This window comes from Algibacter sp. R77976 (assembly GCF_044594645.1).
In the GTDB taxonomy this organism is placed as follows: Bacteria; Bacteroidota; Bacteroidia; order Flavobacteriales; family Flavobacteriaceae; genus Algibacter_B.
This window is the reverse complement of the sequence record NZ_CP138989.1, coordinates 451,383-476,378: the sequence shown is the minus strand read 5'-3', so window position 1 is coordinate 476,378 and position 24,996 is coordinate 451,383. Positions and strand designations below refer to the sequence as shown.

Annotated in this window: 16 protein-coding genes and 1 pseudogene; 13 read left to right on the top strand and 4 right to left on the bottom strand. The window is 32.5% G+C overall.

Annotated elements, in window-relative coordinates; translation table 11 throughout:
* The first annotated feature begins 29 nt into the window (after positions 1 to 29).
* Positions 30 to 1,007 carry a pyruvate dehydrogenase complex E1 component subunit beta gene (locus SJY43_RS02140; protein WP_396602205.1) on the top strand — a complete coding sequence of 326 codons (978 nt, stop codon included), beginning with the start codon at positions 30 to 32 and terminating at the stop codon, positions 1,005 to 1,007.
* 64 nt (positions 1,008 to 1,071) lie between these two features.
* On the top strand, positions 1,072 to 3,579 hold the full coding sequence (locus tag SJY43_RS02135) for a DUF5686 family protein (protein ID WP_396602204.1): 2,508 nt from the start codon (positions 1,072 to 1,074) through the stop codon (positions 3,577 to 3,579).
* A gap of 1 nt (position 3,580) precedes the next feature.
* Here SJY43_RS02135 and SJY43_RS02130 read toward each other — a convergent pair whose 3' ends face one another.
* Positions 3,581 to 3,958, bottom strand: coding sequence for a DUF4174 domain-containing protein (locus tag SJY43_RS02130; protein ID WP_396602203.1), 378 nt, complete (start codon positions 3,956 to 3,958; stop codon positions 3,581 to 3,583).
* A gap of 368 nt (positions 3,959 to 4,326) precedes the next feature.
* Here SJY43_RS02130 and SJY43_RS02125 point away from each other — a divergent pair, with 368 nt between their 5' ends.
* On the top strand, positions 4,327 to 4,803 hold the full coding sequence (locus SJY43_RS02125; protein WP_396602202.1) for a Dps family protein: 477 nt from the start codon (positions 4,327 to 4,329) through the stop codon (positions 4,801 to 4,803).
* A gap of 176 nt (positions 4,804 to 4,979) precedes the next feature.
* Here the strand turns inward: SJY43_RS02125 and SJY43_RS02120 are convergent.
* From SJY43_RS02120 to metK, 3 genes and pseudogenes are all read right to left on the bottom strand, one after another.
* A pseudogene (locus SJY43_RS02120) lies at positions 4,980 to 5,231 on the bottom strand (methionine adenosyltransferase); the annotation flags it as partial.
* A 63-nt stretch (positions 5,232 to 5,294) separates the two neighbouring features.
* The gene (locus tag SJY43_RS02115; RefSeq protein ID WP_396602201.1) at positions 5,295 to 9,161 is read right to left on the bottom strand and encodes a T9SS type A sorting domain-containing protein; all 3,867 of its coding nucleotides are present in this window, start codon (positions 9,159 to 9,161) and stop codon (positions 5,295 to 5,297) included.
* Between the two features lie 366 nt (positions 9,162 to 9,527).
* Positions 9,528 to 10,781, bottom strand: a complete 1,254-nt coding sequence (gene metK / locus SJY43_RS02110) for a methionine adenosyltransferase (protein ID WP_396602200.1) — start codon at positions 10,779 to 10,781, stop codon at positions 9,528 to 9,530.
* A 606-nt stretch (positions 10,782 to 11,387) separates the two neighbouring features.
* Between metK and ilvD the strand changes: the two genes are divergently transcribed.
* The 10 genes from ilvD to azu all read left to right on the top strand — a co-directional run bounded on the left by ilvD (position 11,388) and on the right by azu (position 24,995).
* On the top strand, positions 11,388 to 13,073 hold the full coding sequence (gene ilvD, locus SJY43_RS02105; RefSeq protein ID WP_396602199.1) for a dihydroxy-acid dehydratase: 1,686 nt from the start codon (positions 11,388 to 11,390) through the stop codon (positions 13,071 to 13,073).
* A gap of 51 nt (positions 13,074 to 13,124) precedes the next feature.
* Positions 13,125 to 14,858: a biosynthetic-type acetolactate synthase large subunit gene (ilvB, locus tag SJY43_RS02100; RefSeq protein ID WP_396602198.1), complete on the top strand. Its 1,734-nt coding sequence runs from the start codon at positions 13,125 to 13,127 to the stop codon at positions 14,856 to 14,858.
* Between the two features lie 10 nt (positions 14,859 to 14,868).
* Positions 14,869 to 15,402: an acetolactate synthase small subunit gene (gene ilvN, locus SJY43_RS02095; RefSeq protein WP_396602197.1), complete on the top strand. Its 534-nt coding sequence runs from the start codon at positions 14,869 to 14,871 to the stop codon at positions 15,400 to 15,402.
* A 17-nt stretch (positions 15,403 to 15,419) separates the two neighbouring features.
* Positions 15,420 to 16,895, top strand: a complete 1,476-nt coding sequence (gene ilvC / locus SJY43_RS02090; protein ID WP_396602196.1) for a ketol-acid reductoisomerase — start codon at positions 15,420 to 15,422, stop codon at positions 16,893 to 16,895.
* Positions 16,896 to 17,033: 138 nt separating this feature from the next.
* Positions 17,034 to 18,299, top strand: coding sequence for a threonine ammonia-lyase IlvA (ilvA, locus tag SJY43_RS02085; RefSeq protein WP_396602195.1), 1,266 nt, complete (start codon positions 17,034 to 17,036; stop codon positions 18,297 to 18,299).
* 434 nt (positions 18,300 to 18,733) lie between these two features.
* Positions 18,734 to 19,648 (top strand): DUF1338 domain-containing protein, encoded by a 915-nt coding sequence (locus SJY43_RS02080; RefSeq protein WP_396602194.1) that lies wholly within the window; start codon positions 18,734 to 18,736, stop codon positions 19,646 to 19,648.
* A gap of 23 nt (positions 19,649 to 19,671) precedes the next feature.
* Positions 19,672 to 20,730: a saccharopine dehydrogenase C-terminal domain-containing protein gene (locus tag SJY43_RS02075; protein WP_396602193.1), complete on the top strand. Its 1,059-nt coding sequence runs from the start codon at positions 19,672 to 19,674 to the stop codon at positions 20,728 to 20,730.
* A 169-nt stretch (positions 20,731 to 20,899) separates the two neighbouring features.
* Complete coding sequence (locus SJY43_RS02070; protein ID WP_396602192.1) at positions 20,900 to 22,426, top strand: aldehyde dehydrogenase family protein; 1,527 nt, start codon at positions 20,900 to 20,902, stop codon at positions 22,424 to 22,426.
* A 319-nt stretch (positions 22,427 to 22,745) separates the two neighbouring features.
* Positions 22,746 to 24,338 (top strand): NADP-dependent glyceraldehyde-3-phosphate dehydrogenase, encoded by a 1,593-nt coding sequence (locus tag SJY43_RS02065; protein WP_396602191.1) that lies wholly within the window; start codon positions 22,746 to 22,748, stop codon positions 24,336 to 24,338.
* Between the two features lie 147 nt (positions 24,339 to 24,485).
* Positions 24,486 to 24,995: an azurin gene (azu, locus tag SJY43_RS02060; protein WP_396602190.1), complete on the top strand. Its 510-nt coding sequence runs from the start codon at positions 24,486 to 24,488 to the stop codon at positions 24,993 to 24,995.
* Position 24,996: the final 1 nt, after the last annotated feature.

Here is a 24,996-nt window from a genome sequence, read left to right as displayed (position 1 = left end):
TTTTTGCTATTCCAATTAAAAAATATTTAATGAAGACAATTCAATTTAGAGAAGCCATTTGCGAAGCAATGAGCGAAGAAATGCGCAGAGACGAAAGCGTATATTTAATGGGTGAAGAAGTAGCTGAGTATAATGGAGCTTATAAAGCATCAAAAGGGATGTTAGATGAGTTTGGACCTAAACGTGTGTTAGATACACCAATTGCCGAGCTTGGTTTTGCTGGTATTGCTGTTGGTTCAACAATGACTGGGAACAGGCCTATTGTAGAATATATGACTTTTAACTTTTCTCTAGTTGGTATTGATCAAATAATAAGTAATGCTGCTAAAATTCGTCAAATGTCTGGTGGACAGTTTAAATGTCCAATTGTTTTTAGAGGGCCAACTGGTTCTGCAGGGCAGTTAGGTGCAACACATTCACAAGCATTCGAAAGTTGGTTTGCAAACACGCCAGGATTAAAAGTAGTTGTGCCATCAAACCCTTATGATGCAAAAGGATTATTGAAAGCTGCTATTCGTGATGACGATCCAGTTATTTTTATGGAAAGTGAGCAAATGTATGGTGATAAAGGTGAAGTACCAGAAGGTGAATATATTATACCAATTGGTGTTGCTGATATTAAACGTGAAGGAACTGATGTAACCATTGTATCTTTTGGAAAAATTATAAAAGAAGCTTATAAAGCTGCTGATGAATTAGAAAAAGAAGGTATTTCTTGTGAAATTATAGATTTACGTACGGTTCGTCCAATGGATAGAAAAGCCATTGTAGAGTCTGTAAAGAAAACAAATAGATTAGTAGTTTTAGAAGAAGCATGGCCTTTTGGAAATGTAGCAACAGAGATTACTTATTTAATTCAATCTGAAGCATTTGATTATTTAGATGCACCAGTTGTTAGAATTAATACTGCCGATACTCCTGCAGCTTATTCCCCTGTTTTAATGAAGGAATGGTTACCAGATTATACAGAGGTAATTAAAGCAGTAAAAAAAGTACTGTATAAATAAAATAATATTTTTTACGTTATATAAACTTCATTAGCACGATTGTTGATGAAGTTTTTTTTGTATTATGAAAATAAGATTAATTTTTGCCCTTTTCTTTCTAGTAACCTGCTTTGCTTTTGCTCAAACCAAAGTGAGTGGTTTTGTGTTTGATGAGTTTAATGAACCTGTATCTTTCGCAAATGTTATATTTAAAGGGTCTACAGAAGGAACTATTACCAACGAGAATGGTAAATTCTATTTAGAATCAGATGAAACTTGGAGCGCATTAACCGTATCATTTATTGGTTATGAAACCTTAAATGTTCCATTAGAAAAAAAAGTGAATTACAATTTAAAATTCACCCTAAAAGAGGAAGCTGCTCAATTAAATGCAGTAGTTATTATCTCTGGAAAACAATCTAAAAAGAATAATCCAGCCATAGATTTATTGAGAAAAATATGGGCAAATAAACGTAGTAATGGTTTAAAGCAGTTTAAACAATACGAATACGATAAATACGAAAAAGTAGAATTCGATTTAAATACAATTGATAGTGCACTTATTAAAAGTAAACTATTTAAAGGGATGGAGTTTGTTTTTGAAGAAGTTGACACCTCTAGCGTAACAGGAAAAACATACTTGCCTATTTTTATAAACGAAGCGGTTTCTAAAGTTTATGGAGACAATGTTATTAATAAAACAAAAGTAGATTTATTAGGAAACAAAAACTCTGGTTTTAGTGATAATCAAATGATTATTGATTTTGTAGACGATTTATATTCAGACTTTAATGTTTATGATAACTACATGAAATTTTTTGATAAAAGTTTTGTGAGCCCCTTATCTAAAACAGGGATTGGAACGTATAATTATGTGTTGGCAGACAGTTCTTTTATTGATAACAAATGGTGCTACAATATTATATATTATCCAAGACGAAAAAATGAATTGACCTTTAAAGGCGATTTTTGGGTGGCAGATACTACATATTCTATTAAAGAAATTAATCTACAAGCCTCAAAAAGTGCCAATATAAACTGGGTAAAAGAAATTTATATAGAGCAAGAGTTTGAGGTGTTGAGCGATTCACTTTTCTTGGTGACAAGAGATTATATGTTGTCGGATTTTGCTTTTGATAAAAAAGAAAAGTCTCGTGGTGTTTACGGAAAGCGAACTACGTTATACAATAATTATAAGTTTGATGTCGAAAAGGATAAAAAATTCTACGAAACCGAAGTTTATAATTTTGATAAAGATGTTTATAATAGAGATGATGAATTTTGGGGAGAAAACAGACTTGAAGCCTTAAATAAAGACGAGCAAGGTGTTTATAAAATGTTAGACACTCTAAAAACAGTTAAGAAGTTTAAGCGTCTATATAACTTAGGAAGTATTCTGGCATCTGGCTATATTGAGTTTAATACACTGCCATTAGATTATGGGCCCGTGTTTTCAACCTTTGGGTTTAATGAGGTAGAAGGCGTGCGTTTAAGAACTGGCGGAAGAACCTATTTTGGACCAAATGATTTATGGCGACTTGAAGGGTTTTTAGCTTATGGATTTAAAGACGATAAATTCAAATATGGTATATCTGGTAAATGGCTAATTGATAAAAAGAGACGACTCATTATCTCTGGAGGAAACAGGCGAGATGTCGAGCAAACAGGAGCCAGTTTAACCTCTAGTACAGATGTGCTAGGCAGAAGTTTAGCGTCATCTTCAGTTATAGGTACAGGAGCTAATGATAAGTTAACTAATATTAATCTAACCAGTCTGGCTGTTGAATCTGAGCCTTGGAAAAATGTTATTTTTAGATTAGGAGGAAATTACAGAACTCTAGAATCGGCATCGCCAACTTTTAGTTTAGATTATAATACACCAACTGGCATAGCATCTGAAATTAAGCAATTTGAAACTAACTTATCTGTGTCGTATTTCCCAGGTCGGAAAATGACCGGTTTTGGTGTAGAACGAAGAGTAGCCAACGATGATTTTGCGCGACTTTTTGCCCAAGTAACGCGTGGTGATAAAAATATGTTTAATAGCGATTTCGATTATACGAAAGTGCAATTCTCATATACGCAACCCTGGCAAATGGGAGGCTTTGGAAGACTTAGTACCACAATAGAAGCTGGTAAAACCATTGGAGAAGTGCCGCTTGGATTATTGAGTGTTATTCCAGGAAATCAAACCTATTTTTCAATTTATAACACATTTTCGCAACTTGATTTTTACGAGTTTGTGTCAGATACTTATGGGTCTTTTCATTTTGAACATAATTTTAACGGACGCCTATTTTCAAGAGTACCATTTTTACGAAAATTAAACCTTAGAGAAATTGTAAGTGTAAGAGGTGTTATGGGGAGTATTTCAGATGAAAATATAGCGTTAAGTAATGTGCCAAGTAACCCAAATAATCTTCGTTTAGTTGCACCTTCTAACGAGCCTTATTACGAATACAGTCTAGGTATAGGTAATATTTTTAAAGTGTTTAGAATAGATTTTAATTTTAGAGGCAATTACAAAGACGAAGTGCTGTACCCTGATGCTAGAAAATTTGGTATTACAGGTAGTTTTGGGTTTTATTTCTAAACTAGTATTTCTTATCTCTTAGTTCTTCTTTACGCACAGGCATAACGTCTATGGTTTTAAATAATTCTTCGCAATTAAGTATATGGCTTTGTCTTAATTTAATACCGCCATCTAATCCAATTAATATAATTTCAAAAGGTGCCTTTGCCGTTTTATATGTTTTGTAAAGTTTTGATGAGTCCTGCCATGCTTCATCTTTCAAGCCCACAGTATAACTATGCTTTTTTATTTGATAAACAATAAGCTTACGGTCTGTAAGTCCGTTTTCGTGTGATTGAAACTCTTTTATTTGATTTTGGAACGTTGTCGTATCTGTATCATCCGTTAGAACTAATAAAACTCGGTTTTCCCATTGATGTGATGCTATATTTTGAGACATACTTTTGTTGACGTATATAATTGAAATTATAAAAAATAAGATTTTGAAACATTTCATTTTTTTTAATTTTTAAGATGTTAGTTAAACGGTTTTACAAATGTAAAGTTGCGTATCTGTGTGGGAGGATTTTTCTAAGAAAAATCAGAGCCTAGCAAACAAGTAACTAACTTTTTTTTGATATCAGGTTTAAGTTTGTGATTTCTTAAATATAGAAATTTACACAGTTATTTAATTTAATTATTTGAAAAATTTTAATTCTATTTTTTTAATATAAATTTAAGAAAAACTAGCTGTGTGTGTAACATAGGTTGCTAATAAGTCAAGAGGTAATCAGTAATTTTGCTTAACAAATTTAAAACATAATAATTATGGAAACTTTAGAATTAAAGATAGGAATGGATCAAGATTATAAAATTGATATTAGTAATAAATTAAATATTCTTTTAGCTGATTTTCAAATTCATTATATGAATTTAAGAGGTTTGCATTGGAATGTGAAAGGTAAAAAGTTTTTTATGTTGCATGAAAAATTTGAAGAGCTTTATGATGAGACTAATGATGTAGTTGATGAAATTGCAGAGCGTATTTTAACTTTGGGATTAAAGCCATTGCATACGTTTGAAGATTATTTGGAAAACAAAACTATTAAAATTATTAAAAATGTATCTAATGGAGATGACGCGGTTAATTCTATATTAAATAGTTTAAATGTACTATTGATGCAAGAACGCGAGATTATAGAAATTGCTTCTGATAATAATGATGAAGGTACGGCTTCTTTAATGAGTGATTTGATTTCGGGTCAAGAAAAATTAATTTGGATGCTTACTGCTTATTTAAGTTAATAACTTAGAATAAGTAAAATAAAAAGCAAAAGTCAAACTCGATCGGCTTTTGCTTTTTTATTGGGTAACTTTTGATAATACGAAGCGGAAATTTGATGTTTTCAAATTATATAGGTTTTTCTTTATCAAGCCTGGTTGTAAAACAGAAAAGACTACCATTTTTGGTAGTCTTTTTAAGTATATGTAATAATTTTACGACATGTTAAGCCAGTATCTCCATGAGGACTACCAATAACAAATTTCTCTGTTAGATTTATATGGTATTTTATATCGTTGTTAAATAATTTCTGAATCGCTTTAGGAAGTTTAGCAACCAATCTTGGTATTAATATGTCTACAATGTCTTTTCTAATTTTCGCCAGCATGGTGTCGTCATCTGCAAAATCATCATGTTGTGTTGTTACCACAATAGCATCAATACGTTGCGGATTAATACTAGCAAAAACAAATATTTTATTTTTCTATCATAACACCCTATATTTTACATATAATTATTTAACAATAAATTTTTGTATACTTTTATTGTTGTTTTCGGTTTTTATGATTGCAAAATAGGTGCCTGGAGGTAAATTAAAATTTAGTTTCTGATTGAAATTAGTATTCGAATATTTTTTTATACTTCTTCCCGTAATATCGATTATGCTAATTTCTTTAATTTTTAAATTTATGTTACTTTTTATAACGAAATAATCCTTAGAAGGGTTTGGGTATAACTGAATATTAGTATTATTATCTATGTCTTCTACATTCAAACTGCTTTTTGGTTCTGAAGTAATTTCAACAATCCAGCCACCAGGAGAACCGTTCCACCAACTTTCTACGGTTTCTGGAATATAGCCGAAAGAGAAGCTATTTCTATGTGAGAAGTTAAAAGTTAAACAACCATTTTCATTATTAGCTTTTATAACTATTTCATCATCATAGGAGTCTATTTCATAAAAAGAAGAGAAAAGTATGTTGCTATCATCTTTAGTGTTATTGTTATTAAAAACAGTAAAGGGATCTCCATTATAATAGGATTCAGGAATTTTTAACCTCTTTATTGTAGCTACGATTCTTTCATTATTTAAGTTTGGGTAAATGGTTGTGTTTTCAAGTTGCCCCAATATAGTCCAAACTTTTCTTTGCTTCATTTGTCCAGAGGAATTTCCATGATATATTCCTTCATTAAGTATATTTGGAGTTGTTTTAACGAGTTTTGGTACTGGGTAAGTATTGGTAAACCCATCAGGACATATAGTTGTAATATAGAATTCGTATTCTGTGTTTTCGTCTAAATCATCAAAAATCATAGAATAATAAATCAAATTTTCATCAAAACGATCTTTTTCTGTATTATAAGTATGATAAGGCCTGCGAAGCTCTGACTGTAAAAATTGCCTGTTACTATCAAATTCTTTTGTTGCACCAGTTCCTAAAGCAAAACCAAAAGGACCATATTCAACCTTATATATTGTGCTTTCGTCATTTTTTTTCCAAATAAGTTCCAATTCTTTATTACTTACTCTTTGAAACAGAAAATCTTTTTCATTAGTTGTCTTACAGCTAGGTTTAGGTTCACTATATACTTTTGCTTCCCAATATGAAGTGCCATCTATATTTTGAAAATAAGATAAAGACCCATCTTCTTTTTCGGAAACTACAGGATATAAATTAGAATCGTGCTTAAAAGCATAGCAAGTGTAATAGTTATATGTTGTTAGATTATTTAAGAAATTAAATACTACTTCACTATCCCAATGGTTATCATTATATGGTTCAATATTGAAATAGGTAAATTCAATTCTAATTCTTTCTTCAATGTTGTCTGGATATAATTCTTTTATTTCGTCATTAGAAGTTAGTAATGCACCGCTTGAGTAGTCTTTCCTTGTTTTTTCTTTGTATGCAGGAGCATAATTATTGAAGCTGCCGTTATCACATTTTGAAGAAATATAGAAATCATATTCCGTGTCAGGTGATAAGTCTGTGATAAGGATATTTTTATTTTGAGTATCTTTTGTTATACCATTACCTCTAATAAAGGCTGTTGGCCCATATTCAATTTCCCACTCGGACACATCAGTTTCAGACTCCCAAGCTAAGTTTATTTCTTGATGTGTAAACCTAGTAGTTGAAGTATCAAAAGGCTCACTACAATCTGGAATTAACTCACTAATTATATCTGCTTGCCAACCTCTTGAAAAATAACTTGAATAAGAATCATTACTAAGATATTCTACTGTGATAGCTCCATTTGGATCTTGAGAATATAATGAAGAACCCATGTCTGTGAAATCACTAGTATTTCTTAGTTGTACAATTGGTTCTGAGTCTGTATTAGTACCACTATATATTTTTAAGGAACTCAAATAGCTATATTGTGTCATTAAATCAATGTAATCAAAATTGATGCGAATCCTTTCTCCTTCAGTTTTCGGATATATTGTTGTAATTTCCGTTTGGTTTTCAGGAATATCATTGTCGATTCCCCCGTCATCAGTAAACTTATCCCCTCCAAAATAATTAGGAGTTGTTTTAAAAGTAAGGGGTTCAACATAGATGTTGTCTTGACCGCCTTCTGCACATACAGTAGTAATATAAGCGTGGTATGAGGTTAACTTAGTTAAATTGTCTAGGGCGATGAAGTTGTCATTTGTGTTTACGGTGGTTCCTGTTCCTCTTTCAAACCCTTCTAATCCGTACTCTATACTGTAGCTATCATTTAAATTTGACGTTTTAGTCCAGTTCAACTCACATTGATTATGGGTCAATTTAAAGTTATTAACTTGAAAATCTGTGGCTTCTTCACAATTAGGAGTTGGTTCACAAATAATGTCAATGTTCCATTTTGTTTTAGTGTAACCATAAGCACCAGGTTTAATATCAAAGAAAATAACATTACTATCTCCCGTGGAAACGAACTCAATAAAGGATGAATCACGATTAAAATACTTGAGTAAGGGGCTGTTTGAATCGGGGCCATCATATATTTTAATATCTTCATAATCACCAATATGTAGCCAGTTTACTATAAATCGAGCTCTTTTATTGTCTCTTAGGTATATATATATATCAGTTGCTTTTTGATAGTCGGTATAAACTTGTTCTCTACCTCCTCTGTCATATATTTTGCCTTCAAAACAATAATCAACGTTTGTTTTTTCTGAGAATGGTCCTATTGAGGTGCTAAAACGGTCACCACATTTATTTCTTAAATAAAAGTCGTATTCAGTATTATTCTCTAAGTTTCCTAGAATAATATCTTCTGAAGCGTAATTTATAGTAGTACCCTCACCAATTGTAAAGTCTTTTAATCCATACTCTAATTGCCACTCTTCATTAAGATTAATATCTATATTTACCCCAGTAAATTGTATTTGATTTAATTTATAAGGGTCAAGCCCTCTAAAAGAAATAGTTGATTCACAAAAAGGTTTTGTAGAAATAGAAGTCGTTTTTATTGTATCACTAAAGCTTGAGTCGTCACACTCTTCAGTTAAATAAAAATCATATTCTGTCAACTCACTTAAGGATGATACTGTTATAGTATTTGTATAAGTTTCAATTTTTATACCCGTGCCTATTTCAAAATTTTTAATGCCATATTCTATATAAGTACGATTAGTTGTGCTTTTCGCCCAACTTAGAGTGATTGAATCATAGGTAATATCTGTAGGAGAAATAAATCTAGGCGCATTGCATTCAGGCTCGTCAATACAACTAACATTTCCTATCCAACCAGGAGCATTATTTTCTGAATTGCTTGATTCAAATACAATATATAGTTCACCATTTGTTGATTTTGAAACGATTGGTTCTGTAGGTGGAGAATTTTTGTCGTAAACAGCTATAGGATCTCCATAAGAGTAATTACCTTCCCATATTTTTAAAGTAGCATCGCTTGATAATTCAAATAATACAAAATTTAAACTTATTCTTTTGTCTGAGGAGTTTGGTCTTAAGTTGTAAGTTTCGTAGTGTTCTCCTATGTAGTTTTCTTCAAAACCAGGATCTAGAAATAGGTCTCCATTACAGTAATCTGCACTTGTAACGTCTTGATAAACATCAGATGTAGTAGGAGTGCTTCCACAGTTATTAGTTACATAGAAATCATACTGTGTATTAGAGTTTAAGTTGTTGATTTGTATACCTATATATGAACTATAAATTTTAGTTCCAGTTCCACGGCTGAAGTTTTTAAGACCGTATTCTATCTCAAAATTACCTGTCAATGAATTGTTTCCTGAATTCCAAGTTAATGTTATTGAGTTGGTTGTTTTATTATTTGTATCTAGCTGGTATGGCTTAGGGCATTGAGTGTTTCCTGTAAAACCTATTAGGCTTAAAGTAATAAATAATAGTATTTTTTTTATCATATCAACTTTTATTGAATCCAGTATATTATTTGAGTTAAATGATTTTTCTTGTAAAAACATAGCTAATAAAGAAAAGTATTCCTTCAATTTTTGTGCTAAAATACATATTATTTTGTGCTATGTTATGTGATTGTTTTGATTTTTCGCATAGATTTTCTTGACCTTTTTTGTTGAAGAGTAGTTTAATTCTAAGATTTGTTTTTCTCTGTGCTTACTTTTACATAATCCAAAGATAAAGTTCCGTTTCAATGAATTTTATCTATTGTTAAACGAAGTTAGCGATTTTTTTTTTACCAGCTTAAGTTGTTAAAACAAAAAGACCACCTATAAAAGTGGTCTTTTTAAAATCTATATAAGCTTAAGTTTTTACAAACCAAAAGCTGTTTTTACTTTATCAACATAATCTAATTTTTCCCAAGTAAATAATTCTACATCAAGCGTTTTAGTAACGCCATTTGGTTGTGAGAATGTTTTAGTAACGGTTTCGTTTTTACGTCCCATATGTCCGTAAGCAGCCGTTTCACTATACATTGGTGCACGTAATTTTAAACGGTCTTCAATAGCAAATGGTCGCATATCGAAAATTTCAGATATTTTTTCTGCAATTTCACCATCTGTTAAATTGAAAGGGCAAGTCCCGTAAGTATCCACAAAAATTCCCATAGGTTCAACCACGCCAATAGCGTAACTTACTTGTACTAAAATTTCGTTTGCAACACCAGCAGCAACTAAGTTTTTAGCAATATGTCTTGTAGCATACGCAGCACTTCTATCAACCTTACTTGGGTCTTTTCCAGAAAAAGCTCCACCACCATGAGCACCTTTTCCGCCGTAGGTGTCAACAATAATTTTACGTCCTGTTAAACCCGTATCTCCATGAGGTCCACCAATAACAAATTTTCCTGTTGGGTTTATATGGTATTTTATATCGTCGTTAAATAATTTCTGAATAGCTTCAGGAAGTTTAGCAACCACTCTAGGTATTAATATATCAACAATATCCTTTCTAATTTTAGCAAGCATTGCTTCATCTTCATCAAAATCATCATGCTGTGTTGATACCACAATAGCATCTATACGTTGCGGAACATTATCATCGTTATACTCAATAGTAACCTGACTTTTAGAATCGGGTCTTAAGTAAGGAATGTCTTTGTTTTCACGTCTTAATTCAGCAAGTTCTATTAAAATTCTGTGCGATAAATCTAAAGCTAAAGGCATGAAATTCTCAGTTTCATTGGTTGCGTAACCAAACATCATACCTTGGTCTCCTGCACCTTGCTGTTCTTTGCTTCCTCTGTCAACACCTTGATTAATATCTTCAGATTGCTCATGAATGGCAGATAAAACACCACAAGAATTACCATCAAACATATATTCGCCTTTGGTATATCCAATCTTGTTTATAGTATCTCTTGCTATTTTTTGAACATCTAAATAGGTGGTAGATTTTACTTCGCCAGCAAGTATTACTTGTCCTGTTGTTACTAAAGTTTCACAAGCTACTTTCGATTCGGTATCAAAAGCCAAAAAATTATCAATTAATGCATCACTAATTTGATCTGCTACCTTGTCTGGATGCCCTTCAGAAACACTCTCTGAGGTAAATAAATAAGCCATATTTTTTATTTTACAGTAAGATTTGACGAGAACGTCGAAGGAAGTTTACACTGCCTTTAGCATTTTTGCTTACATCGAACTAATGTTTCATGTAAAGAGGTTGCAATCAGTCAAATCTTTCCTCTATTATTTGTTTGCGCAAAAGTAAAAAAATAAAAGAATATGTGCGTTGATTTTTCTTTTTTTCCTAATTAATTGGCTGTTAAATTTAAATTCTAAATATTTGCATTATTCAAGATGAAAACACACATTTTAAATAGCATACCTGAAAGGGTCTTTGTGATAGTCTCGCAACGATAAGGAAGGGTGTATTTAAAAAAAATAGATTTTATGAACCTTCCAAAAAACGGAAGGTTTTTTTGTAAACTTTTTTTTCATTTTGAACATCATAAAAATATTAACTTAAACATCTGTAAAACAGTATTTTAAACTGGTTTTTATAGTCGTGGATTTAACCTAATAAAACAAAGGTTAAATAAAATAAGAAGCTAATAAATTAATTTCGACAAGTTATTTAAGGAAAATGAATATTTTTCATTAAAAACCTTAATTTATTAAGAATATAAAATTAAATCAAGCTAAAGACTAAAGTAGTTTGCAACAAATATGAAAGAACTTAATAAACACAGTAAAAGACTAACGCAAGACGAATCTCAACCAGCATCTCAAGCCATGCTATACGCAGTAGGCTTAACTGATGAAGACATGAATAAGGCTCAAGTTGGTATTGCAAGTACAGGTTACGATGGTAACCCATGTAATATGCACTTAAATGGTTTGGCTGCCGAAGTTAAAATTGAAACTAAAATAGCTGGACTTGTTGGTTTAGGGTTTAATACTATTGGCGTTAGTGATGGTATTTCTATGGGGACTTCGGGTATGAATTACTCGTTAGCCTCTCGTGATATTATTGCAGATTCTATAGAAACAGTAATGAACGCGCAAAGTTATGATGCACTTGTCTCTGTGGTAGGATGTGATAAAAATATGCCAGGAGCAGTAATTGCTATGTTACGTTTAAACCGTCCATCAATAATGATGTATGGTGGAACCATTGCATCAGGAAAATATAAAGGAAGAAAATTAAACATCGTTTCGGCTTTTGAGGCTTTAGGCCAAAAAGTAGCTGGAGAAATTGATGAAGAAGAATATAGAGATATTATAAAGCGTGCTATTCCAGGAGCTGGAGCATGTGGAGGTATGTATACAGCAAACACCATGGCTTCTGCTATAGAATGTATGGGATTTGCATTACCTTATAACTCGTCTATTCCTGCAGAAAACCCAAACAAATTATCTGAAAGCGAAAGAACTGCAAGAGCAATTAAAAACCTTTTAGAATTAGATTTAAAACCTTTAGATATTATTTCTAAAAAATCTATTGAAAACGCTATTGCACTAGTAAATGCCTTAGGAGGTTCTACCAATGCGGTATTACACTTTTTAGCAATTGCACATGCTGCAGATATTGAGTTTACATTAGAAGATTTTCAGCGTGTTAGTGATAGAACACCATTAATAGCAGATTTAAAACCATCTGGAAAATACCTTATGGAAGATGTTCATGGTGTTGGTGGAACTCCAGCAGTAATGAAATATTTATTAGATAATGGGTATTTACATGGCGAGTGTTTAACTGTAACAGGTAAAACATTAGCTGAAAATTTAGCAGATGTTGAAGCATTAACGTTTGAAGAAGATAGTCAAGATGTTATTTATCCAAAAGATAAAGCATTAAAATCTTCAGGTAACTTACAGATTCTTTATGGAAACTTAGCTACCGAAGGTGCAGTTGCAAAAATATCAGGAAACGAAGGTTTGCTATTTGAAGGTAAAGCTGTAGTTTACGATGGCGAACAAGCTGCAAATACTGGAATTTCTAATGGCGAAGTAGAAAAAGGAGATGTGGTCGTCATTCGTTATGTAGGTCCAAAAGGAGGTCCAGGAATGCCAGAAATGTTAAAGCCAACATCATTAATTATGGGAGCTGGTTTAGGTAAGTCAGTTGCATTAATTACAGATGGACGTTTTTCTGGTGGAACGCACGGTTTCGTAGTGGGGCATATTACTCCTGAAGCACAATCTGGTGGAGCCATTGGATTGTTAAAAACAGGCGATAAAATTAAAATTAGCGCAGAAGATAACACCATTAATGTATTGCTTTCTGATGAAGAATTAGCAGAAAGAAAAGCGCAATGGGTTGCTCCAGAATTAAAACACAAAAAAGGAATTTTATATAAATATGCAAAATCGGTAGCATCAGCTTCAAAAGGCTGTGTAACTGATGCATAATAAATTGTTATTCCTGCGCAGGCAGGAATCTCATCATTAAACGTTGAGAATATGAAAACACAAACAATTAACAATAAAAAAGAAGTGGCAGAAAAAACAGAACGTATAACAGGTAGCGAAGCTGTCGTAAGAAGTTTGATGGCAGAAGGCGTTGATATTCTTTACGGATATCCAGGTGGAGCTATTATGCCCGTCTATGATGAGTTATATAAGTTTCAAGATAAAATTCATCACGTCTTAACACGTCATGAGCAAGGTGCTGCACATGCTGCTCAAGGTTATGCGCGTATATCTGGTAAGGTTGGTGTTGCTATGGCAACTTCTGGGCCTGGAGCTACTAATTTAATTACAGGAATTGCAGATGCGCAAATAGATTCTACGCCAATGGTATGTATAACGGGACAAGTATTTTCTCATTTATTAGGGAGTGATGCGTTTCAAGAAACAGATATTGTTGGTATTTCTACGCCTGTTACAAAATGGAATTGCCAGGTTACTAAAGCAGAAGATATTCCTGCTGCTATCGCCAAAGCATTTTATATTGCCAAAAGCGGAAGACCAGGACCAGTTTTAGTTGATATTACTAAAGACGCTCAGGTGTCTGAGTTAGATTTTAAATACAAAAAATGCACAGGAATAAGAAGTTATAAACCTGTACCTAAAACAAGTCAAGAGGCTGTGAACGCTGCGGCGGAATTAATTAATAATGCTAAAAAACCAATGATTGTTTGGGGACAAGGTGTTATTTTAGGACGAGCTGAAGAAGAACTTAAGACCGTTATAGAAAAAGCTGGAATCCCATCGGCATGGACTATTCTTGGTGCTTCGGCATTTCCAACATCACATCCTTTAAATATTGGTATGGTTGGTATGCATGGTAATTATGCACCAAATAAATTAACTAACGAGTGTGATGTATTAATCGCAATTGGTATGCGTTTTGACGACCGTGTAACAGGTGATTTAAATAGATACGCAAAACAAGCTAAAATTATTCATTTTGATATTGATCCTGCAGAGATAAACAAAAACGTAAAAGTAGATGTTGCTGTATTAGGAGATTCAAAAGAAAGTTTGGCAATGCTTGCTAAAGCTTTAAATAAAAACTCACATGAATCGTGGTTACAAGAATTTAAAGATTTATATGCTATAGAATTCGATCAAGTTATTAATAACGATCTCAATCCAACAAAAGAAGGATTGACAATGGGTGAGGTGTTAAAACAAATAAATATAGAAAGTAAAGGTAATGCCGCAATAGTTTCAGATGTTGGACAACACCAAATGATTGCTTGTAGATATGCCGAGTTTAATCAATCAAAAAGTAATATTACTTCAGGTGGATTAGGAACTATGGGATTTGCACTTCCAGCAGCTATTGGAGCTAAAATGGCAGCGCCAGAACGAGAGGTTGTTGCTATTATTGGTGATGGTGGTTACCAAATGAATATTCAAGAATTAGGTACTATTTTTCAGCAAAAAGCAGCGGTTAAAATAGTAGTTTTAAACAATGAATTCTTAGGAATGGTTCGTCAATGGCAAGAATTGTTTTTCGATAATCGTTATGCGTCGACCGAAATGACAAATCCAAATTTTGTAGCCATAGCCGAAGGGTATTATATAAAAGCTAGGAAAGTCACTAAACGTGATGAATTGGCAGAAGCAGTTAAAGAAATGATGGAATCAAAAGAGTCTTATTTCTTAGAAGTTTGTGTTGAAAAAGAAGGTAACGTGTTTCCAATGATTCCATCAGGAGCATCGGTTTCAGATGTAAGATTAAGTTAAGATTTTAGTTATGAAGGAAGATATAAAATCATTCACAATATCAATTTATACCGAAAATAATATCGGTTTACTGAATCGTATTTCAGCTATTTTTCAGCGAAGACATATTAATATAGAAAGTTTAACAACATCGCAATCTGAGATAGATGGTGTTAATCGTTTTGTAATTGTTGTAAACATTTGCGAAGACACAGCATGCAAAGTTGTTAGGCAAATTGAAAAACAAGTTGAAACTATTAAGGCATATTATCATACAGAGGACGAAACTATTTTTACAGAGTCCTGTATGTTTAAAATAAAATCTGATTTATTGTTCAACGAACCTCAAATTCAGAATATAATAAAAGAAAGCAATACAACAATTGTAACGGTAAACAAAGAGTTTTTTGTACTTGAAAAATCGGGTAGAAGAAATGAAATAGAGTCTTTAAGACGCGATTTAAATGTTTTTGGAATTATGCAATTTGTGCGTTCTGGACGTATAGCAGTAACAAAAGATCAAATGAAAATAACCGAATTGCTTAAAGCATTCGATAATCAATAATAACAATAAAACACAAAATGGGAAATTATTTTAACACACTATCTTTAAGAGATAAATTGAATCAATTATCGAAGTGTAGATTTATGGATGCTTCAGAATTTTCAGATGGAGTATCTGCATTAAAAGGTAAAAAAGTAGTTATAGTAGGCTGTGGGGCTCAAGGATTAAACCAAGGTTTAAACATGAGAGATTCTGGTTTAGATATTTCTTATGCTTTGCGTGATGCTGCTATTGCAGAAAAGCGTCAATCTTTTATTAATGCATCAGAAAACGGATTTACAGTTGGTAATTACCAAGAGTTAATCCCTACTGCAGATTTGGTATTAAATTTAACGCCAGATAAGCAACATACAAATGCGGTTAATGCTGTTATGCCTTTAATGAAAAAAGGAGCAACATTATCGTATTCTCATGGTTTTAATATTGTTGAGGAAGGTATGCAAATACGTGAAGATCTTACTGTAATTATGGTGGCGCCTAAGTCTCCAGGTTCTGAGGTTCGTGAAGAATATAAAAGAGGATTTGGTGTACCAACATTAATTGCGGTACACGAAGAAAACGATCCTGAAGGTAAAGGTTGGGCGCAAGCTAAAGCTTATGCTGTAGCAACAGGAGGTGATAAAGCTGGTGTTTTAGCATCGTCTTTTATTGCTGAGGTAAAGTCTGATTTAATGGGAGAACAAACCATTCTTTGTGGCTTGTTACAAACAGGTTCTATCCTTTGTTTCGATAAAATGGTTGAAGAAGGTATTGATGCTGGTTATGCTTCAAAATTAATTCAATACGGTTGGGAAACTGTAACAGAAGGTCTTAAATATGGTGGTGTAACTAACATGATGGATCGTTTGTCTAACAAAGCGAAAATTAAAGCTTTTGAATTATCTGAAGAATTAAAAGATATCATGCGTCCATTATTCCAAAAGCACATGGATGATATTATTGAAGGTCGTTTTTCTGCTGGAATGATGGCAGATTGGGCTAACGACGATCACGATTTATTAACTTGGAGAGCTGCAACTGCTGAAACTGCATTTGAAAAAACTCCGGCTGGCGATGTTGAGATTACGGAGCAAGAGTATTATGATAACGGTGTGTTAATGGTAGCTATGGTTAGAGCTGGTGTTGAATTGGCTTTTGAAGCTATGGTAGATTCTGGAATTATTGATGCTTCTGCATACTACGAGTCTTTACACGAAACGCCACTTATTGCTAATACCATTGCAAGACGTAAATTATATGAAATGAATAGTGTAATTTCTGATACTGCAGAGTACGGATGTTATTTATTCGATCATGCTTGTAAGCCTTTATTAGCTGATTTTATGAAAACCATAAAAACAGATGTTATTGGAAAACCTTACGCTGTAGATAATGGTGATGGTGTGGATAACGCCAAACTAATTGAAGTAAATGCTGCTTTAAGAAATCACCCAGTTGAGAAAGTAGGTGAATTTTTAAGAGGATCTATGACAGCTATGAAGCCAATAGTATAAGTACCGAATACAACTAAACTAAGTTATATTTTAGAAAACCTGTCGGATGAAATCATTTTGACAGGTTTTTTTATGCCTTTTTTTAATTTAAATAAAAAATGGATTAAGTACCTTGCATTAGCATGAAAATCTCCAAGAATGAGTCAAGAAAAACAAACTTATTTTCCTAGTATAAACAGCGTAAAAGCTGCTGCTGAAACTATTAGAAAAGTTTCAACAATTACGCCTTTAAGTGATAGTATCAGGTATTCTAAAAAGTACAAAGCGCATATTCTGTTAAAGCGAGAAGATTTGCAGCAAGTACGCTCATATAAAATTAGAGGTGCTTATAATAAAATTAGCTCGCTAACGAATCAACAATCTAAAAACGGAGTGGTTTGCGCGAGTGCAGGAAACCATGCGCAAGGTGTTGCGTTATCTTGTAAATTGTTAAAAATTAAGGGCACTATTTATATGCCTGCTCCAACGCCAAACCAAAAAGTAGAACAGGTAAAAATGTTTGGTGAAGATTTTATAGAAATTAAATTAGAAGGCGATACGTTTGACGATTCATTTCATGCCGCCATGTTGGAATGTGATGAGTTGGGCAAAACCTTTATTCACCCGTTTAATGATGAAAAAGTTATTGAAGGGCAAGCAACCATTGCTTTAGAGATTTTAGAGCAAGCAACCGAACCTATTGACTATGTGTTTATAGCCGTTGGTGGTGGTGGTTTAGCTGCTGGATTATCTACTGTTTTTAAGGCTTTGTCACCTCAAACAAAAATTATTGGAGTCGAGCCAGAAGGTGCACCTTCCATGTCGGTTTCAATAAAAAATAATAAAAACACAACCATAGAAAAAATAGACAAATTTATAGATGGAGCGGCTGTACAGCGTGTTGGAGATTTAACCTTTGCCATTTGTAAAGAAAATTTAGATGACATGATTACGATGCCAGAGGGCAAGGTATGTGAAACTATTTTAGAACTTTACAATAAAGATGCTATTGTAGTTGAACCTGCTGGAGCGTTGAGTATTTCTGCACTAGATTTTTATACAGAACAGATAATGGGCAAAAATGTGGTTTGTGTGGTTAGTGGCAGTAATAACGATATAACCAGAACTCCAGAAATTAAAGAACGTGCTTTGTTATATGCGAATTTGAAGCATTACTTTATTATTAAATTTCCTCAACGGGCAGGAGCATTAAAAGAGTTTGTAGTTGATATTTTAGGCGAAAATGATGATATCACTTATTTTCAATATGCTAAAAAAACTAATCGCGAAAACGGTTCAGCAGTTGTTGGAATTCAACTAAAAAATGCTAAAGATTTAGAACCATTAATTACCAAAATGAAACAGCGTAATTTTTATGGCGATTATCTAAATGATAAGCCCGATTTATTTCAGTTTTTGGTGTAAAAAGTTTTTGTGCTAAAAGGGGCACTTCTTTTATAACCACTTTATTCTAGAATGCTAGTGGCTTGTTGCAGTTTTGGTTTTATACTTCTTAAAATCTCGTAATAACGCAATCGGTTTATCTTTATTAGATTAAATCAAATATGTGTATTCAGATATAAGATGGTACTAATAGAATTCCATTTTTTTTTTTTTTCACTTTATAGTTATTCGTATTTAAGTATTGTTGACTGATGAAATGTTTAAATAAACATTGTTCTAAATAACCAAGTAGTCTAAATGTGTTAAATAATCAATAACGTGTTAAAACATTTGAATTATTTGTTTTGTTAACTTTATTGGGAATAAATAAAAATCTTTATATATTTATAGAAAAACCAATATTGAGGGTTAATTGATGGTAATTTTTCATCAATATTGGTTATTATTTGTAAATTATGAAATTTAAAAAGTCAGATCCATTAGGTGTCGTTCTAAATGCTTTGCTTTTACCGTATCAAGAACGGGTAACAGATGTTGTGAAAATTAGTAAAAAAATGATAGAAAAAGGACTGATTAATAAACAGTCCGATATTATTAATGATCACATTGCTTTTAGAACTTTAGGAGTAGATCATTTGGGAATTAAGTCTTTCGAAAAAATATTTTTGCATTACGGGTATCGCAAAATGTCATTTTATAATTTCGAAAATAAAAAATTAGATGCTTATTGGTACGCACCACCATCATCTTATTATCCAAGAATTTTTGTTAGCGAAATTCGAGTAAAAGACTTATCATTAAATGCGCAAAAAATAATCGAAAAATATACCAAGCATATCGTTCAAGACCCAGTAAGTCAATTAGATTTAAATAATGCAAAAACAGTTGGAGAATTTTTTCATAAACCACTATGGGATGTTCCAACTATAAAAGATTATAAGTTGTTATTAGAAGAAAGCGAATATGCAGCTTGGGTAATTTACAATCGTTATTATTTAAACCATTACACAATTAGTGTACACGAATTACCTAATGGTTATAATAAATTAGAGGCTTTTAATGATTTTTTACAGTCAATAGGTATCGTGCTTAATTCATCTGGGGGTATTATAAAAACTAGTAAAGATGGACTTTTAAGGCAAAGTAGTTCGGTTGCTAAAATGGTTGAAGCAACATTTGCTGATGGAGAACATTTAAAGATAGCAGGTAGTTATGTAGAGTTTGCTGAACGTTTGGTATTGCCAGAATTTAAAAAATTACCAAAAGATGAAATAAAAACAATACATAGAAGAGAAGGTTTTGAGTCTGCTAATGCAGATAAAATATTTGAAAGTACTTATAGAAATCAAACTGATAGAACATCAAAATAAACCAATTTACAAATTTAATTAATATGAAAAATATTCTTACCCTAGGCCTTGGTAAAGTAGGTACGTTAGTAGGTGTGTTGTTAAGTAAAAACTATAATGTTACAGGGGTAGATAAACAGCCACCACATTACAGTTTTAAACTTCCTTTTTCAGTCATTCTAGGTGATATTACAGATGAAGTTTTTTTAATAAATTTAATTAAACAGAATGATGCTGTAGTTTCCGCTTTACCATATTTTTTGAATAAAAAAATTGCAGAATTAACCTATAATTTGGGTAAGCATTATTTTGATTTGACGGAAGATGTAGAAACCACTAATTTTATTAGAACGTTAAGTAAAACATCAAAAGGTGTTATGGCTCCGCAATGTGGACTTGCTCCCGGGATTATTGGTATTATTGGAGCAGATTTAGCCAAAGATTTTAATAAATTAAGAGATATAGAATTAAGAGTAGGTGCTTTACCTAAATATCCAAATGGATTATTGGCATATTCATTTACATGGTCGCCTGCTGGTGTTATAAATGAGTATATAAATGATGCCGAAGCGATACATAATGGACAACGTAAAATGACCCCTTCTTTGGATGGACTAGAATATATTAATATTGAGGGTAAAGAGTTTGAGGCTTTTACCACATCGGGTGGTTTAGGTACCATGTGTGAAACCTATGAAGGTAAGGTAGATACTTTAAACTATAAAACTATACGATATCCAGGGCATGGTAAATTAATGAAGTTTTTAATTCAAGAGTTAATTTTGAAAGATGATAAAAAGTTGTTGTCATCTATTTTAGAAAATGCTAAGCCACCGGTAAAAGAAGATGTCGTTTATGTATACGCAGTAGTTGAAGGATGGAAAGAAGATAATTTATTTAGAAATGAATATTATAAAGCCTTTTCTCCAATAACAATAGATGGTCAAGAGTGGAGAGCTATTTCTTGGACAACAGCAGCTTCCATAGCAGCAGTAATAGAAATGGTAGATAAAGGTGATTTACCATCAAAAGGCTTTATTAAGCAAGAAGAAATTCCGTTCGATAAGTTTTTAGCAACACAAAACGGTCAGCTTTTTAAATAATGTCAAAGTTGTTTCAGTTTAAAAAATAGTTCATTTTAAACGCGTGTTTACTTTTCTGTTATTACTAAAATAATATTTTTTATAGTGACACAAATTTAAAATTAATCAACTTGTTACAATCAAGTTTTTTTAATGCTTTAATCATACAATAATTAATAAAAATATAATTATGGATTTTTCCTTTTTAGAAAAATTAGGTGTAAATAAAACGAATGCAGGAACATCAACAGGTTTAAACGCTTTTAATTCTAAAACGCACATAAGTTCTTATTCTCCTGTAGAAGGTGCACTTATAGGTCGTGTTAGTGTAACATCTGAAGAAGAATATCAAAACGTTATAAAAACTGCTCAAGCTGCTTTTAAAACATGGAAAACTATGCCAGCTCCTAAACGTGGAGAGATTGTAAGGCAATATGGCGAGGTGCTACGAGAACATAAAGAAGCATTGGGGCGTTTAGTTTCATATGAAATGGGTAAAAGCTTGCAAGAAGGCTATGGAGAAGTTCAAGAAATGATTGATATATGCGATTTTGCCGTAGGTTTATCTCGGCAATTATATGGTTTAACGATGCATTCAGAAAGACCTAAACATCGTATGTACGAACAATGGCACCCCTATGGTGTAGTTGGTATTATATCGGCATTTAACTTTCCAGTAGCTGTTTGGGCATGGAATGCTATGATTGCCTTAGTTTGCGGTGACGTTTGTGTTTGGAAGCCATCAGAAAAAACACCACTTTGTGCTGTTGCTTGTCAAAATATCTTGAGCAAAGTATTAAAAGATAATAATTTACCAGAAGGCGTTAGTTGTATGGTTACTGGAGATTATAAAATAGGAGAATTGTTAACCCAAGATACAAGAATACCGCTAATTTCGGCTACTGGAAGCACCAGAATGGGTAAAATAGTAGGTGCAACTGTAGCATCAAGAATGGGTGAAAGTTTATTAGAATTAGGTGGTAATAATGCTATTATTATAACTCAAAATGCAGATTTAGATAGTGTTTTAGTCGGTGCTGTTTTTGGTGCTGTTGGTACATGCGGACAACGATGTACATCGACACGTCGATTAATTATTCATGATTCAATATATGATAATGTAAAGCAACGCTTAGTAAAAGCGTATAATCAAATTAAAATTGGTAACCCATTAGATGAAAATAATCATGTTGGTCCATTAATAGATAAAGATGCTGTAGCTGCCTACCAAAACACCATTTTAGAAATTGAAAAACAAGGCGGTAAAATGCTTGTTGATGGAGGTGTTTTAAAGGGTGATGAGTATATAAGTGGTTGCTATGTTAAACCTTGTATTGCAGAAATATCGGCAGAATCTAATATTGTAAAACAGGAAACTTTTGCTCCAATTCTTTACTTGTTGAAATATACAGATCTAGAAGAGGCTATTTATATTCAAAACAATGTGCCTCAAGGTTTGTCGTCTGCAATTATGACTAATGATTTACGTGAAGCAGAATTATTCTTATCTGTAGAAGGGTCAGATTGTGGAATTGCTAATGTTAATATTGGTACATCTGGAGCCGAAATTGGAGGTGCTTTTGGAGGTGAAAAAGAAACGGGTGGAGGGCGAGAAAGTGGTTCCGATTCATGGAGAGCCTATATGCGTAGGCAAACAAATACTATCAACTACAGTAAAACGGTGCCATTAGCTCAAGGTATTAAGTTTGATTTGTAAGATGTAATTTTTTTAGAAGGTTATACCGTTGTAAGTGTTCATTAAAAACGGTAATAGGTATAGAATCATTAATGGCTAAAATAAAACAGCGTAACCTTTAAGGTGGTTGTTTATACAATAAGACGGTTTTGTTTAAGTTTTTAGGATAAATAGCGTAATTAAACTAAGGGATTGCGAAATCGTTTGCGTCCTTGATTTGCTGTTTATTTGAGTTTCAAGACGTGATTTAGGGTAATTTTCGTTTATTTTGATATAAAGAATTAAACCTAAAAAGTGTAATAATCATTCTGATTTTTCACTTTCAAATTATCAATAAATCATGAAAAACCCCTTTATAGAAATCCCTGAAGCGTATAAAATTGAATCTCTTTTACATCAAAAAACATACCTTGTAAATGGTGAACTAAAAAATTGGGATGGAGATACTGCCGAGGTATATTCAACAATTTCTTCAACTTCAAAATATAAGCAAACCCTATTAGGAACCATTCCTCAACTAGGCGAAAAGGAGGCTTTAAAAGTTTTAGACTCGGCAACTCAAGCTTATGATAATGGAAAAGGGTTATGGCCAACAATGAAAGTTGGTGATAGAATTGCTTGTATGGAAACATTTGTAGAGCAAATGAAAACTAAACGCGAGGAAGTTGTAAAGCTATTGATGTGGGAGATTGGAAAAAATCTTCCAGATTCTGAAAAAGAGTTCGATAGAACAGTTGATTATATTTATGATACTATTGAAGCCTACAAGCAAATAGATAGAGATTCTGCTAAGTTTGAAAAAAACTCTGGTGTTTATGCTCATATTCGTCGTGGCCCATTAGGCGTTGTTTTATGTTTAGGACCTTATAATTATCCTTTAAATGAAACATTTACCTTGTTAATTCCAGCATTAATTATGGGGAATCCTGTGATTTTTAAACCTGCAAAACTTGGTGTTTTATTAATATCGCCTTTGTTGGAAGCTTTTCAAAGTAGTTTTCCAGAAGGTGTTGTAAATATTGTTTATGGTCGTGGTCGAGTATTGGCTACACCAATAATGCAGTCTGGAAAAATTGATGTTTTAGCTTTAATTGGAAACAGTAAGTCTGCTAATGCGTTACAACACCAACATCCAAAAGGAAACAGACTTAGAATGGTTTTAGGCTTAGAAGCTAAAAATCCAGCTATAGTATTGCCAGATGCCGATTTAGATTTAGCGGTTGAAGAATGTATTGCAGGAACATTGTCGTTTAATGGACAACGTTGTACGGCACTAAAAGTATTATATGTTCATGAATCTGTTGTAGAAGAATTTAATAGGAGATTTGCATTTAAAGTAGATCAGCTTAAATTTGGAAACCCTTGGGAAAGTGGGGCTAAATTAACACCGCTTCCAGAAGAAGATAAACCCGCATATATCCAAGAATTAATTGATGATGCTAAAGAAAAAGGAGCCAAAGTTCTAAATAAAAAAGGAGGAGAAACAACAGAAAACTTTATTTTTCCAGCAGTTTTATATCCAGTTTCTAAAGATATGCGTGTTTTTCAAGAAGAACAGTTTGGACCAGTAGTCCCTATTGTTTCTTTTTCAGATATTGAAGAGCCATTAGATGATATGGCAGAATCTAATTACGGGCAACAAGTAAGTTTGTTTGGTAAAAACGTACACACATTATCACCATTAATTGATACTTTAGTGAATCTTGTTTGTCGTGTAAACTTAAATAGCTCATGTCAACGTGGACCAGATGTGTATCCGTTTACAGGAAGAAAAGATTCAGCATTTGGAACTTTAAGTGTTCACGATGCATTACGTTCTTTTTCTATAAGAACTTTTGTAGCATCAAAAGACAACGATTACAACAATGCCATTCTTGAAGAATTATTAGAAAAGAAAACGTCTAATTTCATAAGTACAGATTATATTTTATAAGACGAGTAAGTTTTATTTTTTTAAAGGATTACTATAGTGCAATATTTTTCATTGAAAAATTCTATACTATAGTAATCCTTTTTATGTATATATTTGATAGAATTGTTATTAAATAATCTAAACATAATTTTAAAATATACAATAAATATGAAAAAAGCAAAGCGTGTTATAGGAGCTATTTTTTTTGGATTACTACTAGTTGGATGTGGAGGTAAAGAAGAAAAAAAGAAGGAAGGGTTTTCTTATGAGAAAAAAACAGATGAGGTTAAGGAAGTAAAAAGTAATCCAAATGATGTGGTTATAACTGGAAATGATGCTATGCAATTTAGCAAAAAGGAAATTCGAGTTAAAGCTGGCGAGAAAGTAAAAATTACTTTAAAGCATATTGGGAAAATGGATAAAAATGTCATGGGGCATAATTTTGTTTTATTAAAAAAAGGTGTGAGTTTAACAGCTTTTGGAAACAAGGCTGCAACTGCTAAAAGCACACAGTATATCCCTGATGACGCTGAAGATGTTATAGCACATACAGCTCTTGTTGGTGGAGGGGAAACTACAGTTGTCGAATTTGATGCTCCTGAACCAGGAACGTATGATTTTCTTTGTAGCTTTCCAGGGCATTATGCTATCATGAAAGGTAAGTTTATTATTGAATAAT